12 protein-coding genes are annotated in these 16,284 nt (G+C 56.9%); 3 read left to right on the top strand and 9 right to left on the bottom strand.

Annotated features, from left to right (window positions below; translation table 11 throughout):
* Positions 1-24 precede the first annotated feature (24 nt).
* Positions 25-1,047, bottom strand: coding sequence for an amino acid ABC transporter substrate-binding protein (locus PZ897_RS17785; RefSeq protein ID WP_275753971.1), 1,023 nt, complete (start codon positions 1,045-1,047; stop codon positions 25-27).
* A gap of 347 nt (positions 1,048-1,394) precedes the next feature.
* Here PZ897_RS17785 and PZ897_RS17790 point away from each other — a divergent pair, with 347 nt between their 5' ends.
* A complete protein-coding gene (locus PZ897_RS17790) occupies positions 1,395-2,582 on the top strand; it encodes a cystathionine beta-lyase (protein WP_275753973.1) in 1,188 nt (395 codons plus the stop codon).
* Positions 2,583-2,624: 42 nt separating this feature from the next.
* On the opposite strand, the gene PZ897_RS17795 is transcribed toward PZ897_RS17790, so the two are convergent.
* The 3 genes from PZ897_RS17795 to PZ897_RS17805 are packed head-to-tail and all read right to left on the bottom strand — an operon-like array spanning position 2,625 to position 6,023.
* The gene (locus PZ897_RS17795) at positions 2,625-4,856 is read right to left on the bottom strand and encodes a PAS domain S-box protein (RefSeq protein WP_275753975.1); all 2,232 of its coding nucleotides are present in this window, start codon (positions 4,854-4,856) and stop codon (positions 2,625-2,627) included.
* Between the two features lie 36 nt (positions 4,857-4,892).
* Positions 4,893-5,285, bottom strand: a complete 393-nt coding sequence (locus tag PZ897_RS17800) for a hypothetical protein (protein ID WP_275753976.1) — start codon at positions 5,283-5,285, stop codon at positions 4,893-4,895.
* Between the two features lie 54 nt (positions 5,286-5,339).
* The gene (locus PZ897_RS17805; protein WP_275753977.1) at positions 5,340-6,023 is read right to left on the bottom strand and encodes a LuxR C-terminal-related transcriptional regulator; all 684 of its coding nucleotides are present in this window, start codon (positions 6,021-6,023) and stop codon (positions 5,340-5,342) included.
* An 884-nt stretch (positions 6,024-6,907) separates the two neighbouring features.
* On the opposite strand from PZ897_RS17805, the gene PZ897_RS17810 reads away from it, so the two are divergent.
* Positions 6,908-7,984, top strand: a complete 1,077-nt coding sequence (locus PZ897_RS17810) for a transglutaminase domain-containing protein (RefSeq protein WP_275753979.1) — start codon at positions 6,908-6,910, stop codon at positions 7,982-7,984.
* Between the two features lie 428 nt (positions 7,985-8,412).
* On the opposite strand, the gene PZ897_RS17815 is transcribed toward PZ897_RS17810, so the two are convergent.
* The 4 genes from PZ897_RS17815 to PZ897_RS17830 are packed head-to-tail and all read right to left on the bottom strand — an operon-like array spanning position 8,413 to position 14,052.
* On the bottom strand, positions 8,413-10,230 hold the full coding sequence (locus PZ897_RS17815; RefSeq protein ID WP_275753981.1) for a TniQ family protein: 1,818 nt from the start codon (positions 10,228-10,230) through the stop codon (positions 8,413-8,415).
* 2 nt (positions 10,231-10,232) lie between these two features.
* Entirely contained in the window at positions 10,233-11,195 is a 963-nt protein-coding gene (locus tag PZ897_RS17820) for an ATP-binding protein (protein WP_275753982.1), read from the bottom strand.
* 2 nt (positions 11,196-11,197) lie between these two features.
* Positions 11,198-13,417 carry a Mu transposase C-terminal domain-containing protein gene (locus tag PZ897_RS17825; RefSeq protein WP_275753983.1) on the bottom strand — a complete coding sequence of 740 codons (2,220 nt, stop codon included), beginning with the start codon at positions 13,415-13,417 and terminating at the stop codon, positions 11,198-11,200.
* A gap of 44 nt (positions 13,418-13,461) precedes the next feature.
* Complete coding sequence (locus PZ897_RS17830; RefSeq protein WP_275753984.1) at positions 13,462-14,052, bottom strand: hypothetical protein; 591 nt, start codon at positions 14,050-14,052, stop codon at positions 13,462-13,464.
* A gap of 775 nt (positions 14,053-14,827) precedes the next feature.
* Between PZ897_RS17830 and PZ897_RS17835 the strand changes: the two genes are divergently transcribed.
* Positions 14,828-15,688, top strand: coding sequence for an Abi family protein (locus PZ897_RS17835; RefSeq protein WP_275753986.1), 861 nt, complete (start codon positions 14,828-14,830; stop codon positions 15,686-15,688).
* Positions 15,689-15,718: 30 nt separating this feature from the next.
* Here the strand turns inward: PZ897_RS17835 and PZ897_RS17840 are convergent.
* Positions 15,719-16,284, bottom strand: a 566-nt coding sequence (locus tag PZ897_RS17840; RefSeq protein ID WP_275753987.1) for a BRCT domain-containing protein, incomplete at its 5' end; no start/stop codon positions are given.

A 16,284-nucleotide genomic window follows, 5' to 3' on the forward strand; every position in this document is an offset into this window, starting at 1 on the left:
AGCCCGCTTCACCAATTTCAGCTCTTAGCGCAGCGGCGGTGCATACTGCAAGCCACCCTTTGACCAAAGCGCGTTGACGCCGCGGCCGATTGCAAGCGGGGTTGAAGCTCCCACGTTGCGTTCGAACACTTCGCCGTAATTGCCGACATGCTTGATCACATTGTACGCCCAATCATTGCTCAGGCCGATTGAATCGCCGAAGGTGCCTTCCTTGCCCAGCAGACGCATGACGTTCGGATCTGTCGAACCGAGCATCTCATCAACATTGGCCTGGGTCACGCCCATTTCCTCGGCATTCAACATTGCGAAGTGAACCCACTTGACGATCGAGAACCACTGGTCGTCGCCCTGACGGACAACCGGGCCCAAAGGCTCTTTCGAGATCACTTCCGGCAAGACCATATGTTCGTCGGGGGCCGACAGGCCGAGACGGATCGAATACAGGCCCGACTGGTCGGTTGTGTACACGTCGCACCGGTTTGCGTCATAGGCTCCGTTGACTTCCTCGAGCTTTTCAAACACGACCGGATTGTAGGTCATGTCGTTGGCCTTGAAGTAGTCGGTGAGGTTCAATTCGGTGGTGGTGCCGGTCTGCACGCAGACGGATGCGCCCGAAAGCTGCAACGCCGAATTCACGCCGAGCGACTTGCGGACCATGAAGCCCTGGCCGTCATAATAGTTGACGCCGGCAAAGTTGAGACCCAGCTGGGTATCACGGCTCATGGTCCAGGTGGTGTTGCGCGACAGCACATCGATTTCACCGGATTGAAGCGCGGTAAAGCGCTCCTTGGCGGAAAGCGGGCTGAATTTCACCGCGTTCGCATCGCCGAAGACTGCTGCGGCAACGCCGCGGCAAAGGTCGACGTCGAGGCCAGACCAGTCACCTGCATCGTTAGGGGCGGAAAAGCCGGCAAGGCCGGTGGAAACGCCACACTGGACGAAACCCTTTGCCTTAACGTCATCGAGCGTTGCGGCGGAAGCTACGGTGGCTCCCATGCCTGCAACGGCCACGACGCCAACGACAGCCGACAAGATATTCTTTTTCATGTGATACAACCTTTTTTCTGTTGCCCTGTTCTGAATGCAGCAAAGCAGCGGGAGCTGCATTTTCAGCCCTCCGCCTGTGCGTCTTTGCCCGACCTTATACCATTCCGAAATCCATCATGGGTCAAGCCTCCAATCCGCGAAAACCGCAAAGTAACGCCAATAGCATGCAGATCGGAATGGAATTCCTGGCCAATTGATCGCGTGAGGTCCAAAAACGTCAGATCAAACTGGGCGAAAGACAAACCGGCCGACCAGCGCCTACTCCATTGTTGTCGTCGCCCGGAACTCGCGATAAGGCTGTGGACATCCAATGTCGCCCAAGGCCCAGCCAGAAAAACGGATACAGCATGAGCAGCAGCACAAAGACATCGCAGACCGGAACAAACACGCGCCTGGCCCACTCCGGGTTCGATCCGAAAAGCTTCCACGGCTTCATCAATCCGCCGGTGGTGCACGCCTCGACCGTGCTGTTTCCCGACGCAGCCACAATCGAATCGAGGAACCAGAAATATACCTATGGGACCCATGGCACGCCGACCACCGACGCCCTCGCCGCAGCGGTGGATGCACTGGAGGGATCCGCTGGCACCCTTATCCTGCCTTCAGGCCTTGCCGCAGTCACCCTGACCTTCCTGGCGGTGCTGAGCGCCGGCGACCACGTGCTGGTGGTTGATTCGGTGTACGGTCCCACCCGGAGGTTCTGTGACACTCTGCTCGGACGTTACGGGATCAAGGTGACCTACTTTGATCCGCTGATCGGCGCTGACATCGAACGGCTGATGCGCCCCAACACCAAGCTGGTCTTCACCGAATCACCCGGCTCCAACACATTTGAAATCCAGGATATCCCCGCGATTGCCAAAGTCGCCCACGCGCACGCTGCGCTGGTCGCAATTGACAACACCTGGGCGACGCCGTTGTTTTTCAAGCCGCTCGACCATGGCGTCGATATTTCCATTCATGCCGCGACCAAATATTTCGCCGGCCACTCCGATGTTCTGATGGGCACGGTATCGGCCAGCAAGGCAGCCCACCCGGCCTTGCTGGCGACCTATACGGCGCTTGGTTTCTGTGCATCACCTGACGACAGCTACACCACATTGCGGGGGCTGCGCACCCTGGGCGTCCGCCTCGAGCGCCACCAGCACAGCGCCTTGACCATCGCCCAAGCGCTGGAAGGCCGCCCCGGCGTGGCCGGTGTCTTGCATCCTGCACTTGAGAGTTTCCCCGGCCATCAATTGTGGAAACGCGACTTCGAGGGGGCATCCGGCCTGTTCTCGATCGTTCTGGATGTGGCTGATGAAACACGCCGGCGCGCCAAGGCGCACGCGTTTCTCGACGCGCTCGAAATCTTCGGACTTGGCTATTCCTGGGGCGGCTATGACAGCCTCGCCGTGCATGCGCACCTGTCCGACCGGACGGTGGCGCTGGCGCCAGCGCAAGGCCCGGTGATTCGGCTGCAAATCGGCCTGGAAGACGTCGCGGATCTGATGGCCGATATCGAGCGCGGCCTCAGCGCTGCGCAATCGGCCTGATGAGCTGACGCCGATGCAACCCGCCTTTCTGACGGCCTCAGATCAAAGGGGAACCGTCGGAAAGGTCGCGACAAACCGGGCACCGTCCCGATAGGACGAATCCAAAACTATGGTGCCGCCATGACTTTCCGCAATCTGGCGGCACAAGGCCAATCCGATACCGGAGCCGGAATAGAGCGTTTCATCCGGATGCAAGCGCTGGAAGACCCCGAAAACGGTATCCGCATTGCGCGGATCAATTCCTATTCCATTGTCTTCTAGAGTAATGGTGATCCTGTTCTCGCCAGCCTCGGCTCTCAACCGGACTTCGGTTGGCCGGGAAGGATCGCGGTACTTCAGCGAGTTGGCAAACAGGTTCTGAAAAAACTGTATCAGCAGATTCCGGTCAGCCTCGATCTCAATATCCGCCTCGCAGAACAACGATGCGTCCGCCTCGGCAACATGGACGGTCAGATTGCTCCATGCGGCCGCAATCGGGTCGTCCAGCCGCAGCGTCACGGGGTTGATGCCTTGATAGGCGAGTTGGGAATATTCGAAAAGACTCGAAATCATCCGCTCCAGCCCCTTGGCCCGATCGGAGATGTAGCCCGAGGGTGTCTCCAGATCATCGACCTTTCCGGCACCGACATCTTCGGCAATCATGTCGGCAAACAGACGAATCTGGCGCAGCGGCGCCTTGAGATCGTGCGACACGATACCGCCGAACTGCTCGAGCGCATCATTGCGCAACTCGAGCTGGCGCGCCTGGGAGGCAATTCTGTTCCGGGCCTCTCGGGTTTCGGTGATATCACGTCCCACGCTGAGCAGTTCCACCGGCTCACCGTCTTCGAAAATCATCAGGTTCGTCCACAGATACCACAGCTGCTCGCCCGACTCGGCCACCATGGTCTGCTCGCTGGTCTTCATCGGATTGTCCGGGGACAAGCTCGCCAGATGAGCCTCAAGCACTTCATGAAAATGGTCGGGAATGAATTCGAGGAACTTTCGACCGATCATTTCCGCGGGTTCCAGACCGACAAACCGCGCATAATGCGCGTTGGTATAGGTCATCGTGGTGTCCGGCCGAGCCCGCACAATGAAATCGGGAAGGTTTTGCACCAGCGTTTCGAATTCGTGCTGCTTGCGCGCAAGCGCACGCTCAATTTCCAGGCGTTCGGTGATATCCTCTGCGAAAGCCAGAACCACCGGGTCCGGCCCCGTGTCCATGAGTTCCAGCCGAACCCGGCACGGATACATGGTCCCATCCTTGCGCCTGAGCATTGTATCGGCGATCAGCGTCTTGGTTTTTCCGGATATGATCGAAGCGGCTTTCCCGGCCAACTTGTCGGGAAACAGATCCACATTGATCATCTGCGGCTCCAGTTGGCGCATTTCATCCATGCTGTATTGCAGATTGTCACGTGCCGATTTGTTGGCATAAATGAACCTCCGGTCGCTCAGCCTTACCAGATACACTTCCTGGGCCACGCCTTCGATAATCACACCAAGCCGCTCGGCTTCGCTCTTGATCTCACTCAGTGCGCTCACATCGGTGAGAACGCCGACCCGGTAATTGTCGCCGGTTATCCGCTCCTCAATCTGCAGCGTCCGGCCCGGTTCCACCTTTTGCACAAATGGACCTTCGGGATTGGTGTGCCGTGCCAGCCTTTGTTCCAGCCAGGCCGCCCGGGTTTCAGCGGTGGTCCCGGCGCCAGGAAACTGACCCCGCTCAAGTCCATAGCGAATGATGGTTTCGAAGCTGCTGCCCACCTGCATGGCTGGTGCCGAGATCGAATAAATTTCCCGGTAAGCATCGTTGCAGAGCACCAGCCGGTCCTCGCCGTCATAGACGGCAAACCCCTGGGAAATCGAAGCAAGAGCCGTGTTGAGAATGGTTTCGGCACGCAACCGCTGTTTCTGCGCCTGAAGGACAGCACTGAGATCGCGTATGATCGCGACCAGGCCAATAGGTTGCCCACCGCCCGATTCGATAATGCTGTTTGTCACCTCAGCCGGAAAAATGCTGCCATCCTTGCGCCTCACATCGACACGCCGGCGATAGGGTTTTGAGCTGCCGCGCAGCGGGTAGAGGTCCTCCCCCACCTCCCGGGCGTCGACGGCAGAGGCATAGAGCCGCTCAGGTCCGGTCCCGATCAGTTCCTCGGCAGAGAACCCTAATGTCTCGATAGCTGACCCATTGACCGCCAAAATGGTTCGGTTGCCGTCGAGAACCAGCACCGGATCCGGCATCGTCTCGTACAGCGCCTTGAGCAGGTTTTCAGGCGATAACTGCATGCATTTCACAAGCCGTGGACCAGAGGGGTGGCCTGCTCACATATAGTCTTCCGAGCAGGCTTCGGACAATTGCTGGCGCGTGTATTCCGAAACAATGAAGCGGATCGCCGCGCCGTCGATCTCATCCTTGCCAATGCGGAAATCTACACCGTATTCGCGGAACTCATTGAAATATGCGTCGCTGATGTCGGAGGATATTAATCCAATCGGCCCGACAAAACCGGCCTGGCGCAGCAGCGGCGCCGTCTGCCTGAAATCGTCGTTGGGGACAAGCCGGTTGTCGAGAAACACCATGTCGACGTCGCCGGTCCCAACACTCTCCACCGCCGCACCAATATCAGCGACATAGTCGAGTTTCACCGACAAGCCGTCGACCTTCTTCATCTGACGTTGGAGCAGGACGTGTTCAGCCGGGTCGTCATCAACCAATAGAATTCTCAGGGTCCTTTTGGTTGTTTGTTTCAATCTCATCGAAACCCACCCCTAGCTTATCAGACCACTGCGCAATGCCGCCGCCACCATCTGCGCCCGATTGACCACCTGCAATTTTCGCAGGACCGCCGCAATATAGGAATTGACCGTATGTTCGGACAGACCGAGGATGATGGCGATTTCCGACGAAGTCTTACCTTCCGAGGTCCAGCGGACGATCTGGATTTCCCGCTCACTCAAGCCGCTGATCGAATCCAGAGACAACAGCACTTCAAAATAGCGCTGGAATATCAGGGCGGCATCGAGCGCAATCAGTGCCAGTTGCTGATGCGCGACCGGTCGCTCCAGGCCTGACATGATCAGTCCGTAGCGTTTGCCCGAGGCAGCCTGCAGCGGCACCACAAGCACCCGGGGAGAGCAGTTGTCGCCGACAAAGGCAGAGGAATTGCCCTCCACCTCCAGCACAATTGGCGCCGTGGATTGCTGCAGATAGGAGACCACGGGGTCGGCAGCCAGACAGTTCGCCCCATCTTCAAACCATGATCCGGGAAAATTGTGCAACACATGCGCCTGGCCCAGATTTATGCTGGCAGTTTCCCCCGGTATCTCGACAACTCCGAAGAACTGAACCCCGTGACTTCCCGCCAATGACTTGAACAGGCGGAAAAAATCCATCCGGTTGACCGCACGTTCCAGCTCGGGACCCTGATGAAAGACGGTTTCAGGCGCTAGCATCTTGTTTCTCTCACATCGTCAGCTTTCGCAAATCATTACTATTTCAGTGCGTTGCCACTGGTCACAACTGTATCTCTCTGTGCAAGCGTAAAACAAGGGCGGAAATTCCATCAAATCAACCGGCACGGTTTCGCCCGCAGCCTGGCCCGGCTGCCGCCCAGTGCAAATTCGCAGCAATCGGGATGAGCGACCCGGGACATGGAGCACTCATTCTACCGCAGAGATGGAGAACAGCCATTCCCTTTGTCGGGAGCTGTTGATCCCGCAAAAGCAACTGTCCGGTATGGGTGAACGGGACAGGTCATGTTGCCGGTCTTCTGCAGGCCGAGAGCTTGAGTGTGGTGTGCCGGTCGTTCGGAGTATCGCGAAAGACCGGCGGCCCAGGTGCCAAGGCGAGGCAGATGCACCAGACCATCGCGGCAGACGGCGCAAAGGCTTCATCCGCCCGAGAAGGAATTGCCAAAGCACGGCCCGAAGCTCAAGGGAGACAACGGGCGTTGAGCCGGAAACAGGTTGTCGAACGGATCGAAGCCAAGACCGGTCTCCGGGTTTGGCGTCGTCTTTTGGCAACCCGCTTCGCCGGAAAGTGAACGAAACCGGCCCGTGTTCGAAAACTCCGGTGACCACAGATTATTTGAAGTCACGTCAGACCAAGCGCTGGCACTATTCATGCAATTGGAAGAATGTGACGCGCATATTCGATGCAACGCACACGGGCATATTTCAGAACCAATGAAAACGCTGCCGCACGTCTCTGTCCATCGTTTTCCCCCCTATGAGCATCACCCTTGCGGGTTGCGGCTTGACCATATTTACCGCAACCTATAAGTCTATCAAAAACCTACACGCAATCTATAGATTCACAATCATACGGAGGCATCATCGTGCGCTCTACGATGATCATTGGTGCCCTATTGTTCGCGGTGCCCGCATTTGCAGCCGATTTGTCATTCGTCAGCAAGAAGCAGCAAGAAGCCGCAAAAAGCTGGATTGAGCGCGAAGGGTTTCCGGCTCACGAGTTGATGAGCCGGCCGGCTGCCGACCGCGCAAAGGCCGCGCTCTTTGCGACCTACAGATATTGCGATGCAGGGCCGGAGAGATACACCGATCTCGATGATCTGTATTCAGGCTGCTCGACACAATGCGGCGGGTTTTCCTATTTCTATCGCGGACTTGCCGCAGCACTCGGAATTGAAACCCGGTTCTTTCGGATCTACAACATTCCGAACCAGGGCAACCACGTGGCCGTCGAGGCAAAAATTGACGGTGAATGGGTCTTTCTGGACCCAACGTTCGGCGCATATTTTGAAGATCAGAAACAGCCGCTTTCCTTCGCGGAAATCTCGATAGGAACACCCGAGAACGAATTGATGTCGCGGGTCCGGCAGGCGGACAAAACCGCACCAATGACCAAAGCGGCAGATCTGCAGACCGCGTTCAACGCGACCTACGACCACAAGTACATGCCGATCACCAACTACCAGGTCGCTGAGGCTGCGACGACGGACGGTCGCAACGAGTTGCTGGCGTTGCGCATCCAGATCGCCAGCGGGGAAACCCTCGGTGATTTTTCAGCATCTGACCGCACGACCCTTTCTGACGCATGGCTTACCTACACTAACGCCACACTGAACGATCCCGATCTGCTGAATGATACCTCATACAACGCCGCCCAACTGACCAATGCAGGGCCGCAAAAACTGACCATCCTGAATATGTCCGGGCTACCACCGAGAGAGTCCACATCCATCGAGCTTCGGTTTTTCAATCCCGGAGACGTGCAGGAAATACAAATCTCAAGCCCCGGAAAAGAACTTCAACTCGGCGTCAGTATCTTGCCGGTCCCACGCGGTGCCTCAACGGTTGTCATTCCGTTCCGCACACGGTCTGACAGAGGAGAGATATTCTTGCGGAACGCTGCTCAAACCGGGCTGATCGAGCTGTTCGCACTCCGACTGTAGGCCTCTCACATCAGGATGGATCAAGGTGACCGGAACGATGTGATTGCGGTATCGGCATGCCATTGATCGTATTCTTCCGGCATCGGTGGAGAAACACCCCCCTTGTCCAGTGCAACCATATCGAGGGCAGGCTCTGTCTGCACCTCAATACGTTTGATACATATCGCACAGGGCTAGGCCTGAAAGCGCTCGATATTTGAGCAACATTTCTCCAGCTCAACCCACCCTGATGCCAAAGGGGCCTCACCCAGTTGATTATGCGGTCGTGGTTTGTCCATTTTCAATATTTCACCATTGAAAGCATTAGGTAATTTTCAGGCCTTCCAAAAAGCTGGGGGCATTTGGCGGTATTTGAATTGGGCATATCTGGCGACTGGCACAAAAAAACCCGCCGAAGCGGGTTCTGGTCTCTCAAATTGAAGATGTCGTCAGAACTCGAAACCCACTTGGGCAAGGGCAGACCTTCTGTAGAAACGGGCGATGAAACCCTCAGGTTCGAAGATCGGAAAGACACCGAGCTTCTCCAGTTCGGCCTTGATATCGGCCCTGAAGCCCTGCGTCGATTTCGCGATCCCCGACAACGAAATGTGGGCAGACTCGAACTCTGACACGGATCGGCGCTCGATCAGCTTCACGGTTCTGCCGGTCTCGCGGCGGATGCTTCGCACGTGTAGATAGCCACGCCCGATCAGTTCGGAAACTGTCGCTGTGGTCGTCCCAAGAGCCCTCTCCACCTCCTTGATCCGCATCCACTCGTCGTCGCCTCCTGCCTCAGGTCGGAGATCGAGCTTCAGCCCACCTGGCTTGACACGCACTCGACAAAGGACAGGCTCGCCGCCTTCCAACAGGTGTCCGTCCAGCGTGCCGTCGAGGATCATGGAAACAAGATTGTGGAATGGGCGCTTCCACAATCGAGCCGCTTCGGGCAAAGACATGAGGCTATCGTCAGCCGCCATCGGGGTCGTCATAGCTGACAGTTTCCGACCCAGATCAAGCAGGGTCGCTTTGCGGATGCGGGCGTATGCGCGCGTGTCGTCGGAACGCGCCTCGGCCACCTCGATGATCCCCGCATTGATGAGGTCCCACATCCTCTGCTCGTTCAACCCCAGAGCCTGAGCAGCTACCTTGCTGGTGAGCGTTTCGGATGCAGCCTGCAGAATGGGTCTGGCGGCCGCCGCATCGAAGTAGGTCCGCGCATCTGGAAAGCCCGAACGAAAGCCAGGCACTGCTGCCATCAAAGTCCTGATTCTCTCCTTGTTCAGGCCAAACTCCGCATGAGCGGAATTCACGCAATACAGGTGACGAGACGTGACGGGTTTGAGGATGGTCTGGCCAGGACCAAATGGCATGTTACGCTCAAGGATGTCCTGCACGAGGTCCACGATGGGCTGGTATACCTCCTTCGAATCGTTGCGACGGAGCCAACGGATCATTGGCCCCAAAATCCCTCCTACGTATTGGGTTTGCGGCAGTTCGCGATCGATTACCGCCGCGATCACGTTGCGGATTGAATTCTCACCCGCATCCGCGAGCCTGAACCCCCGTTCACTGGGATCAATCCCCGCCGGCATCCCGTCTTCAACATTGTGGAGAACAAGAAACTCACCGAGATAGCGTGAAAACTCCGCCGCCACATGGGCCTCGACTCCATCAAGAAACGATGAACCGTTGGACCCGAACACACGATCGACGAGATAGCGGTCGAGCATCGGCTTTGACCTCGCAACTGCGACCGAAGCCTCTTCTCGAATCAACCCCATGTTATTCTCGACGAACCGCGAGAAATCGTGCGGATCGTCTTCGGCGGACATTGCCACCTCCGTCAGCTTCCGATCATGGACGTGGCACCCTTCAATGCCGCGTACCGACCACCACGCACGAGAGTAGGCACGCGATACAATCCGACCGGTTCCGCGTTCTCGGTCGTCAAGAACGCAGTCAGGGCAAAACCGAAGCAAGCGGCCAGGACGCATATCCTTGTTGAAGGTTGCCTTGCCGAGACGCCAGGTCAGTCCGGCACCGCCCGCTTCGGAGGCGAGCGTACCGAGCCTGTCTGCGGGCACGCCCGACCATTCGGCGACAAGGGACAGCGCTTCCTCCTCGCCCCGAGCGATTGCGCTGGCGTTGGTTTCCGTATGATCAAGGAAAACCCGCAGCGATGGAAATGCGTTCGCTGCGGCGAGACGGACAACCAGGCCGATCGGAGCCTCGTCGTCATGATGTTCGAGCGTAACCGGAAGAACCATAATCAAATTCCTTCCAGGTCGGACAGAGAGTTGGATGGATCAATTTCGCTCCAACGTGCGGCGCGGAAGATGTTGTCGCTGGGCAGGCAACCTGAATCACGTTGGTAGTTGTACGCGAACGCTCTGATATCGAGGCTCGCGGATCGCTGTTTCACGAGGAAACACCCAGCCTGAACTGCCTCGACAATGGTGCCGAACGACCCGCTATATGCGTGACAAAGCCGTCCAAGGAAATCGTCCGCAAGCACCTCTTCGAGAACTCCCACCTCGCATTTTTCAGCCACCCCGGAAACAATACCGCGAAGGGTTGGCTTATCATTCTGCGCAATGGGATAAATACGTTGGACTCTTGAACGGTTCTTCAGTTCATCATCACTACGCAACAAAGCGAGCCTTGGGACACCTGAATAGATGGCATGCAGGGGCCACTCCTTCATCTGCATCAGCGTCTTCAGACAGTCCTGAACATCAAGCACAGCGTCCTTGCTCTTGTGACGAAGCAAATGCTGCGCCTCGTCGATGTGCAAAAACAAAATTCCACGCTCCCGCAACTGCGTCTTGACCGTCTCGAAGAGTTCACCCTCCGTCTGCCTTTTCCTTGCGGGAATATCCAGTGCCTTCAGAATTGCGATGGCCAAGTCCTTCGTCGTGCAAGGCTTGGGTGCCTCAATGCTCAGGAGTGGGGCCACCTCTTCCCCATGAATGTTCAAGCCCTTCTGGAAGCCCGGGATGCGGGCCAGGTGGTGGCGGAGAGAATAAGACTTGCCGCTGCCAGATGGACCGATCACAAAAAGCGCGCGCCGCCGAGAACCACCTCCGCGCATGCAGTCCTTCGCGTTCTGAACCATTTCCTGGAGCAGTTCAGCAATGATGGGGTCGCGTGGACCCTCGATGTAGTCGAGATGAACTTCGAGCTTCAGGGCTTCGAAATCAGTTGCCGCGGTGTTCAACACGATATTTTCCATTCTCAGTACTCCTCGTAGTAGTTGGTGGGGATTTCGGCTGATGGCGTGATTTCAGACGACTGCTCGATCACGGCAGCCTTCTTTTTCTTCCGGGCGTCGCGTTCGCGTTCCTCGTGGAAGGCTGGGACCGCAAGGGAATCGGATACCGAGCCATTGCGGAGAGGATCGTCGGGCAGAGCGAACTGCTGTGTCAGAGCAGGCGTATTTGCGGAACGCACTGCCTCCCAGGCTCCGAAAAGCTCAGCCTCCACGATCTCGTAGTGCTCTGCGGTCAGATGGCGGGGTGTGAGGTTCGCCCGCAGTGCCGCGGCCTGCCCGCTCTCGCGGATGCGGTTGATGGCGCGGTTCATCGCCTCAAGGCCAGCCTCGGCCTCCAATGCATGCTGGGTGCGGAGCGTATCGCGCGCCGCGATCCATTCGGCCAGCGTCACGTTGGGACCAAGGTCGACCATGTTCTTGACGACGAACCACCCCTCGTCGCCCCGCACGGCGATGTGTTCGAGGTTTTCGGGATCGACCTTGATCTCGAACTCCATTTGGCCGAATTTTGTGCGCTGGCGGTGAAGCTCGTCGTTGCCGTACGGAATGCCCATGAACGGGATGCCGTATTGGCCGATGCGCCGCTTGAACCTGGTGCCGAAGACATGGAGCATGTAGTCAGGGTCCTGGCTCGGGAACTCGATGCCCTCCTCCTGGACAGCCCTGGTTAAGGCATTGTGAGGCGTTCCGCCGCCAAGGCCGCTGTGCGGCTTGTTGTGGTAGATGTCGCAGATCGCAAACGTGAAGAGACGGATCATCTCGTCCACCTGCAGGCTGATCTGGTGTTCGGGATTGTAGTCGCCCTTTTCCGCGACCGAGCCGAACGTCCTGCCCGTGAAATACGCCGCGATCAGCGGCCCGATCGAATGGAACAGACTTTCGATGAAAGGCCGCGCCTTCGGGTTGCCAGCTTGGGGTCGGTTGAACGTGATCTTGGCGGCACGCATGATGCCCTCGACCAGTTCGTTGGCGAACTCCTTGCCGTTGTCACTAAAAATATCGCGCGGCTGGACCATAGCGAACCACGATGTCTCCGCCCCGACAAAATCGGAGATATGCCGCTTGTCCGACATGATCATGCGGATCGCCGCGGCAGTTGAAACCGCGTTCGGGTTCAAGCTTGCCCTGAACGCCAGGACGTACCGCGTGGCGACATCGATCGCCGCCACGAACCAGATGCGCTTGCCGACCACCGCCTCCTTGTAGGCGGGAGGCAGGATGTCCCACATTCCCGTCTCGACGAAGAGCGTCATGAGATCGACGTTCCAAAAGTCGATTTCGATGCGCTCGCCGACAGACAATGCGCTGATGCCGCGTTTGGCCATCCCGAAGTGTTTGAGCGCCGAGGCGCGCCCGTGACGGCCGTCCCATTTATCGAACGCGTCGAAGTTGGAGATGATCGTTTCGAACTTGTGCCGCGTCATCTTCAGCAACGGGGTCGGACGGTCCTCGTTCAGCTTGGACAAGGCTGCTACATAATCACGATAGACCTGCGCCATGGTGGGCTTCCGGTCCGTCATATAGTTCATCGCCTCCTTGTGGGCGAAGGCCACCGAGTCCGCGTCCACCTTGCGCAAATGCAAGCCAGGACCATGGTGACGGTGGACGATGCCGAGGATATCGCCACCGCATGCGTGATAGCGCTTGTAGTCGCGACGGAACGTCTTCACCGACGGGGTCGGAAAAGCCTCCACCACAATCATTTCGTCGGCACGTGTCTCGTCATCCTCATCGTTGAGGTCCAGCATCTCGTCGAGGATTTCCTTGCGCCAGGCGCGGAGGGTGGCCTCGAACTTCTCCGTAGACCAGCGTGGCTTCTTCCCGAGCTTCCGCCATTCAGCATCGAAGCGTTCGATGAATTTTTCACGGAACAGCGCCAGCTTACGACGCTTCCCATTAATGTCCGAGAACGTGCTGTCACCGAAAATCGCACGGAGGCGCTGGTTCTCGGGCGCGTGGTAGCCGTAGCGGATTTTGGCACCGCCGCTCACGAGCTTCGTGTACACCTCGCGATGCGGGATGAAGCGCTCGTCCCGACTGTCCTCCTCATTGGCGAAAGTCCAGCCGTCACTGTCCTGCTTCTTGGGCTTCCAGTTCACCTTGCCGTCCGTAAATCGGTCAGCATGTCGCATCCTGACGACGGCGTGGTGGAAGACGTTCGGTTTTTGGAATTCAGTCAGCATGGCAGGCTCCTCGTAGGGCAACAGCATTCGGCAGGTGGGTGGGATTAGCGGTGGACCTTCAGCACGGTCAGGTCGTCGATGCGGCCAGGCGTCTCCGTGCGAAGCACCCCTTCGTCGATCAGCAGAAGAAGCGCCGTTCGACGGGCCGCGCGATCCTCGCAGCCTCGCAGGAGGTCTCCGAACCGAAAACGTCCGTGAAACTTCTGTGCATCGTCATAGGCGCGGGAGAACTCCGCATCGTTGCGCATGCGTCGGGCGCGCAGGATACGCTCTGCGTTCTCAAATGCGCCGTACGTGGATTCGCGCTCTGTCATGAGGCGGAGGTCGTTGATGGCACCTGGCGTCGTGGTGCCGTTCTTGTTTTTCCTGAGGAACCCCTCGGCTCTGATACGTGCCAGAAGGTCGGTCATCACATCCGACTTGCTGGCGTGCTTGACCGCGACCGCGACGACTTCGCCATCGTCGAAAACGACGCAGAAGTCGCAGATGTGGTCACGCAACACGCCCTCGGCATCGCGGTACAGAAGCACCGGGAACTGAGAGTAAATGGCTTTGACATCCTTGCGGAGCTGGAGAACCTTTGACACCCGCCGCTCAAGGTCGCTCTCGTGATAGACGACTACGTCGTTGAACACCGAGAAACCACGAAGGGTCCTGCCGTGGGTGGCAGGAGGCTTGCGAACAGCGCGTTCGGCAACGGGTTCTTTCCAGAAGATGGTTTCAGTCGTCGCACCTACGACGATTCCGCGTTATTCCACATTCCGCGGCATCGGCAGAGCCGTTCTCGGTCATGCGGTTGGCGTTACCGAAGGTGCGGGGATTCTTGATCGCGGGCATGCTCAGGAAGCCGAGGCCTGCCTGACGAAGCGCGATGTGTTTGGAAACCTGACGTGCGAAGTGCATGGAGACCCCTTAGACAAAGAACAAAACTAGGGCATACGCCGACTACCAGGACGGGAAACCGTCCGTGCAGTCAGTGTGCTTGTATGCCTATTCTGTTCATGCCTGGCTCCTGTGGTCAGCGGTTGTCCTGGTACCCGGTTTACTGATCGATGGCGAGCCCGAGATGGGCAGATTCTGCCTCTGTGTGAGGCACTTCGATCGGTATCGTAAACGGATTACTGCTGATGTCTCGAAACGATACGGAACAAATAGGGAACATGCATCAGCATGTCAAGGGACGATTTTGACGACCTGCCGAAGCGGCACCGACACCGACGCAACCCGGTTCATTGCATCAATTGGTGGTTGCGTGCTATCCAACGTGTGGCTGAGCGAGATTTTGGCCACCAGATACATTTTCGCTTGATTTATGAGATGACAATGAGCATATTAGTCGAGCTACGGGTCACCACACGTCCGAAAGGAGTGCAACAGGGTGGCCCTTTTGCATTCTGGGGTGCCTGACTGATGGCGCTTAGACCCTATACAAAACCTCATAGGACCCCAGCACAACATGCTCAGCACCTTGAGGGTTGCGGTCTACCTCTCCCTGGTCCGACTAGACAGTTCGCAGAGAAAAAGATTGCGCAAGTTGGATACGAACGCCTGCGCATCTACTTCCTCAGTCGGCGGCAGATTAAGGTTCCCGGCAAGCCCTTCATCCCAGGCACGAAATTCGAAGACATAATTGCGCTGTACGAACTCGATGAGGAGTTGCGTCTATTCAGCTTTCTTCATCTCGGCCGATTCGAGATAGCGCTCCGTAATCAACTATCTGAGATACTGTCTCAGAGGTACAGCTCGCATCCCTATTTCGACAACAGCGCGTACAGGACGAAAAAAACACGCGCTTCGGCAGTTGGGCGGATTTCTGACATCTTCTATAAAAAGAACGATCCGCGGGCTCGACATTATTTCGACGAATACAATCCGCCGATGATACCACCTATCTGGGTCATGAAGGAGTTCATGACGTTTGGAAATTTGAGCTTCATGCTCGAACAGCTTTCAACATCGATGCAAAACGATCTGACAACTGCCTTCGGGATGCCGAACTACAAATTGTTGGAAAACTGGATCAAGGCTCTGAACGATCTGCGGAATGACTGCGCCCATCACGGCCGCTTGTTCAATCGCAGTTTCCAGAAAGAGTTGGGGCACTTCAAAAAAGCTGGGGTGCCCGCAGCCCCTCCGAACAAGCTCAAGGCATTGCTTGAATGCCTCGAATTCCTACTTAAATCACAAGGTTACAACGATCCGATCGTTGCATCAGTGGCAACAATGCTCAGTCGGTATCCGGCAGTAATACCAAGTGAGGTCGGCTACTAAGCTCCGACGAGAACTGCCCCAAAAGACAGGCTAACGTGAAAATGCTTGCGCCAAAGTGCCTTCATGAACCAGATTCGGAATTCTACCTTTTTCTCGCAACTCAATGGCCTTAATGATTTTATTGCCTTCGTGGCTATGCCGCCAGTCTCGTGAGGCCTCTGTCGCCACGCAGAGATAGTCCGTTTTCCTGCACACCGTATTTTTGAATTCGCCTCCACGGTCACAAATCATCACTTGAACTGCCTTTCTGGGGCCGAGTGTGAACTTACCTGTCAAAACGAACATTCGTTGGTCGAAGATGATTTCGTTGTGATCCTCAAGCGCACCTTCGATCACCCCAACGTTCCCGAAGGTCGCGATTCCGGTATCACTCGCGCTGTCACCAACAAGGTGGGTAATCCAGGTGCAGATGTCATCAGATTCCTCCTCAGTGATCCTGCCATCCGCAATCGAAAGCATTGCCGCATTTCTCAGATTGATAATCCGTTTGTCGGTCTGGATATTAGGATAGCTACGGAGCTTCGATAGCAGTTTCTCGACTTCGCTGGGAGTAATGCGGTTGTCACAGGTGACCTGAGACCCGAGTTCCCTCCAAT

This window comes from Hoeflea sp. YIM 152468 (genome assembly GCF_029210485.1).
In the GTDB taxonomy this organism is placed as follows: Bacteria; Pseudomonadota; Alphaproteobacteria; order Rhizobiales; family Rhizobiaceae; genus Hoeflea.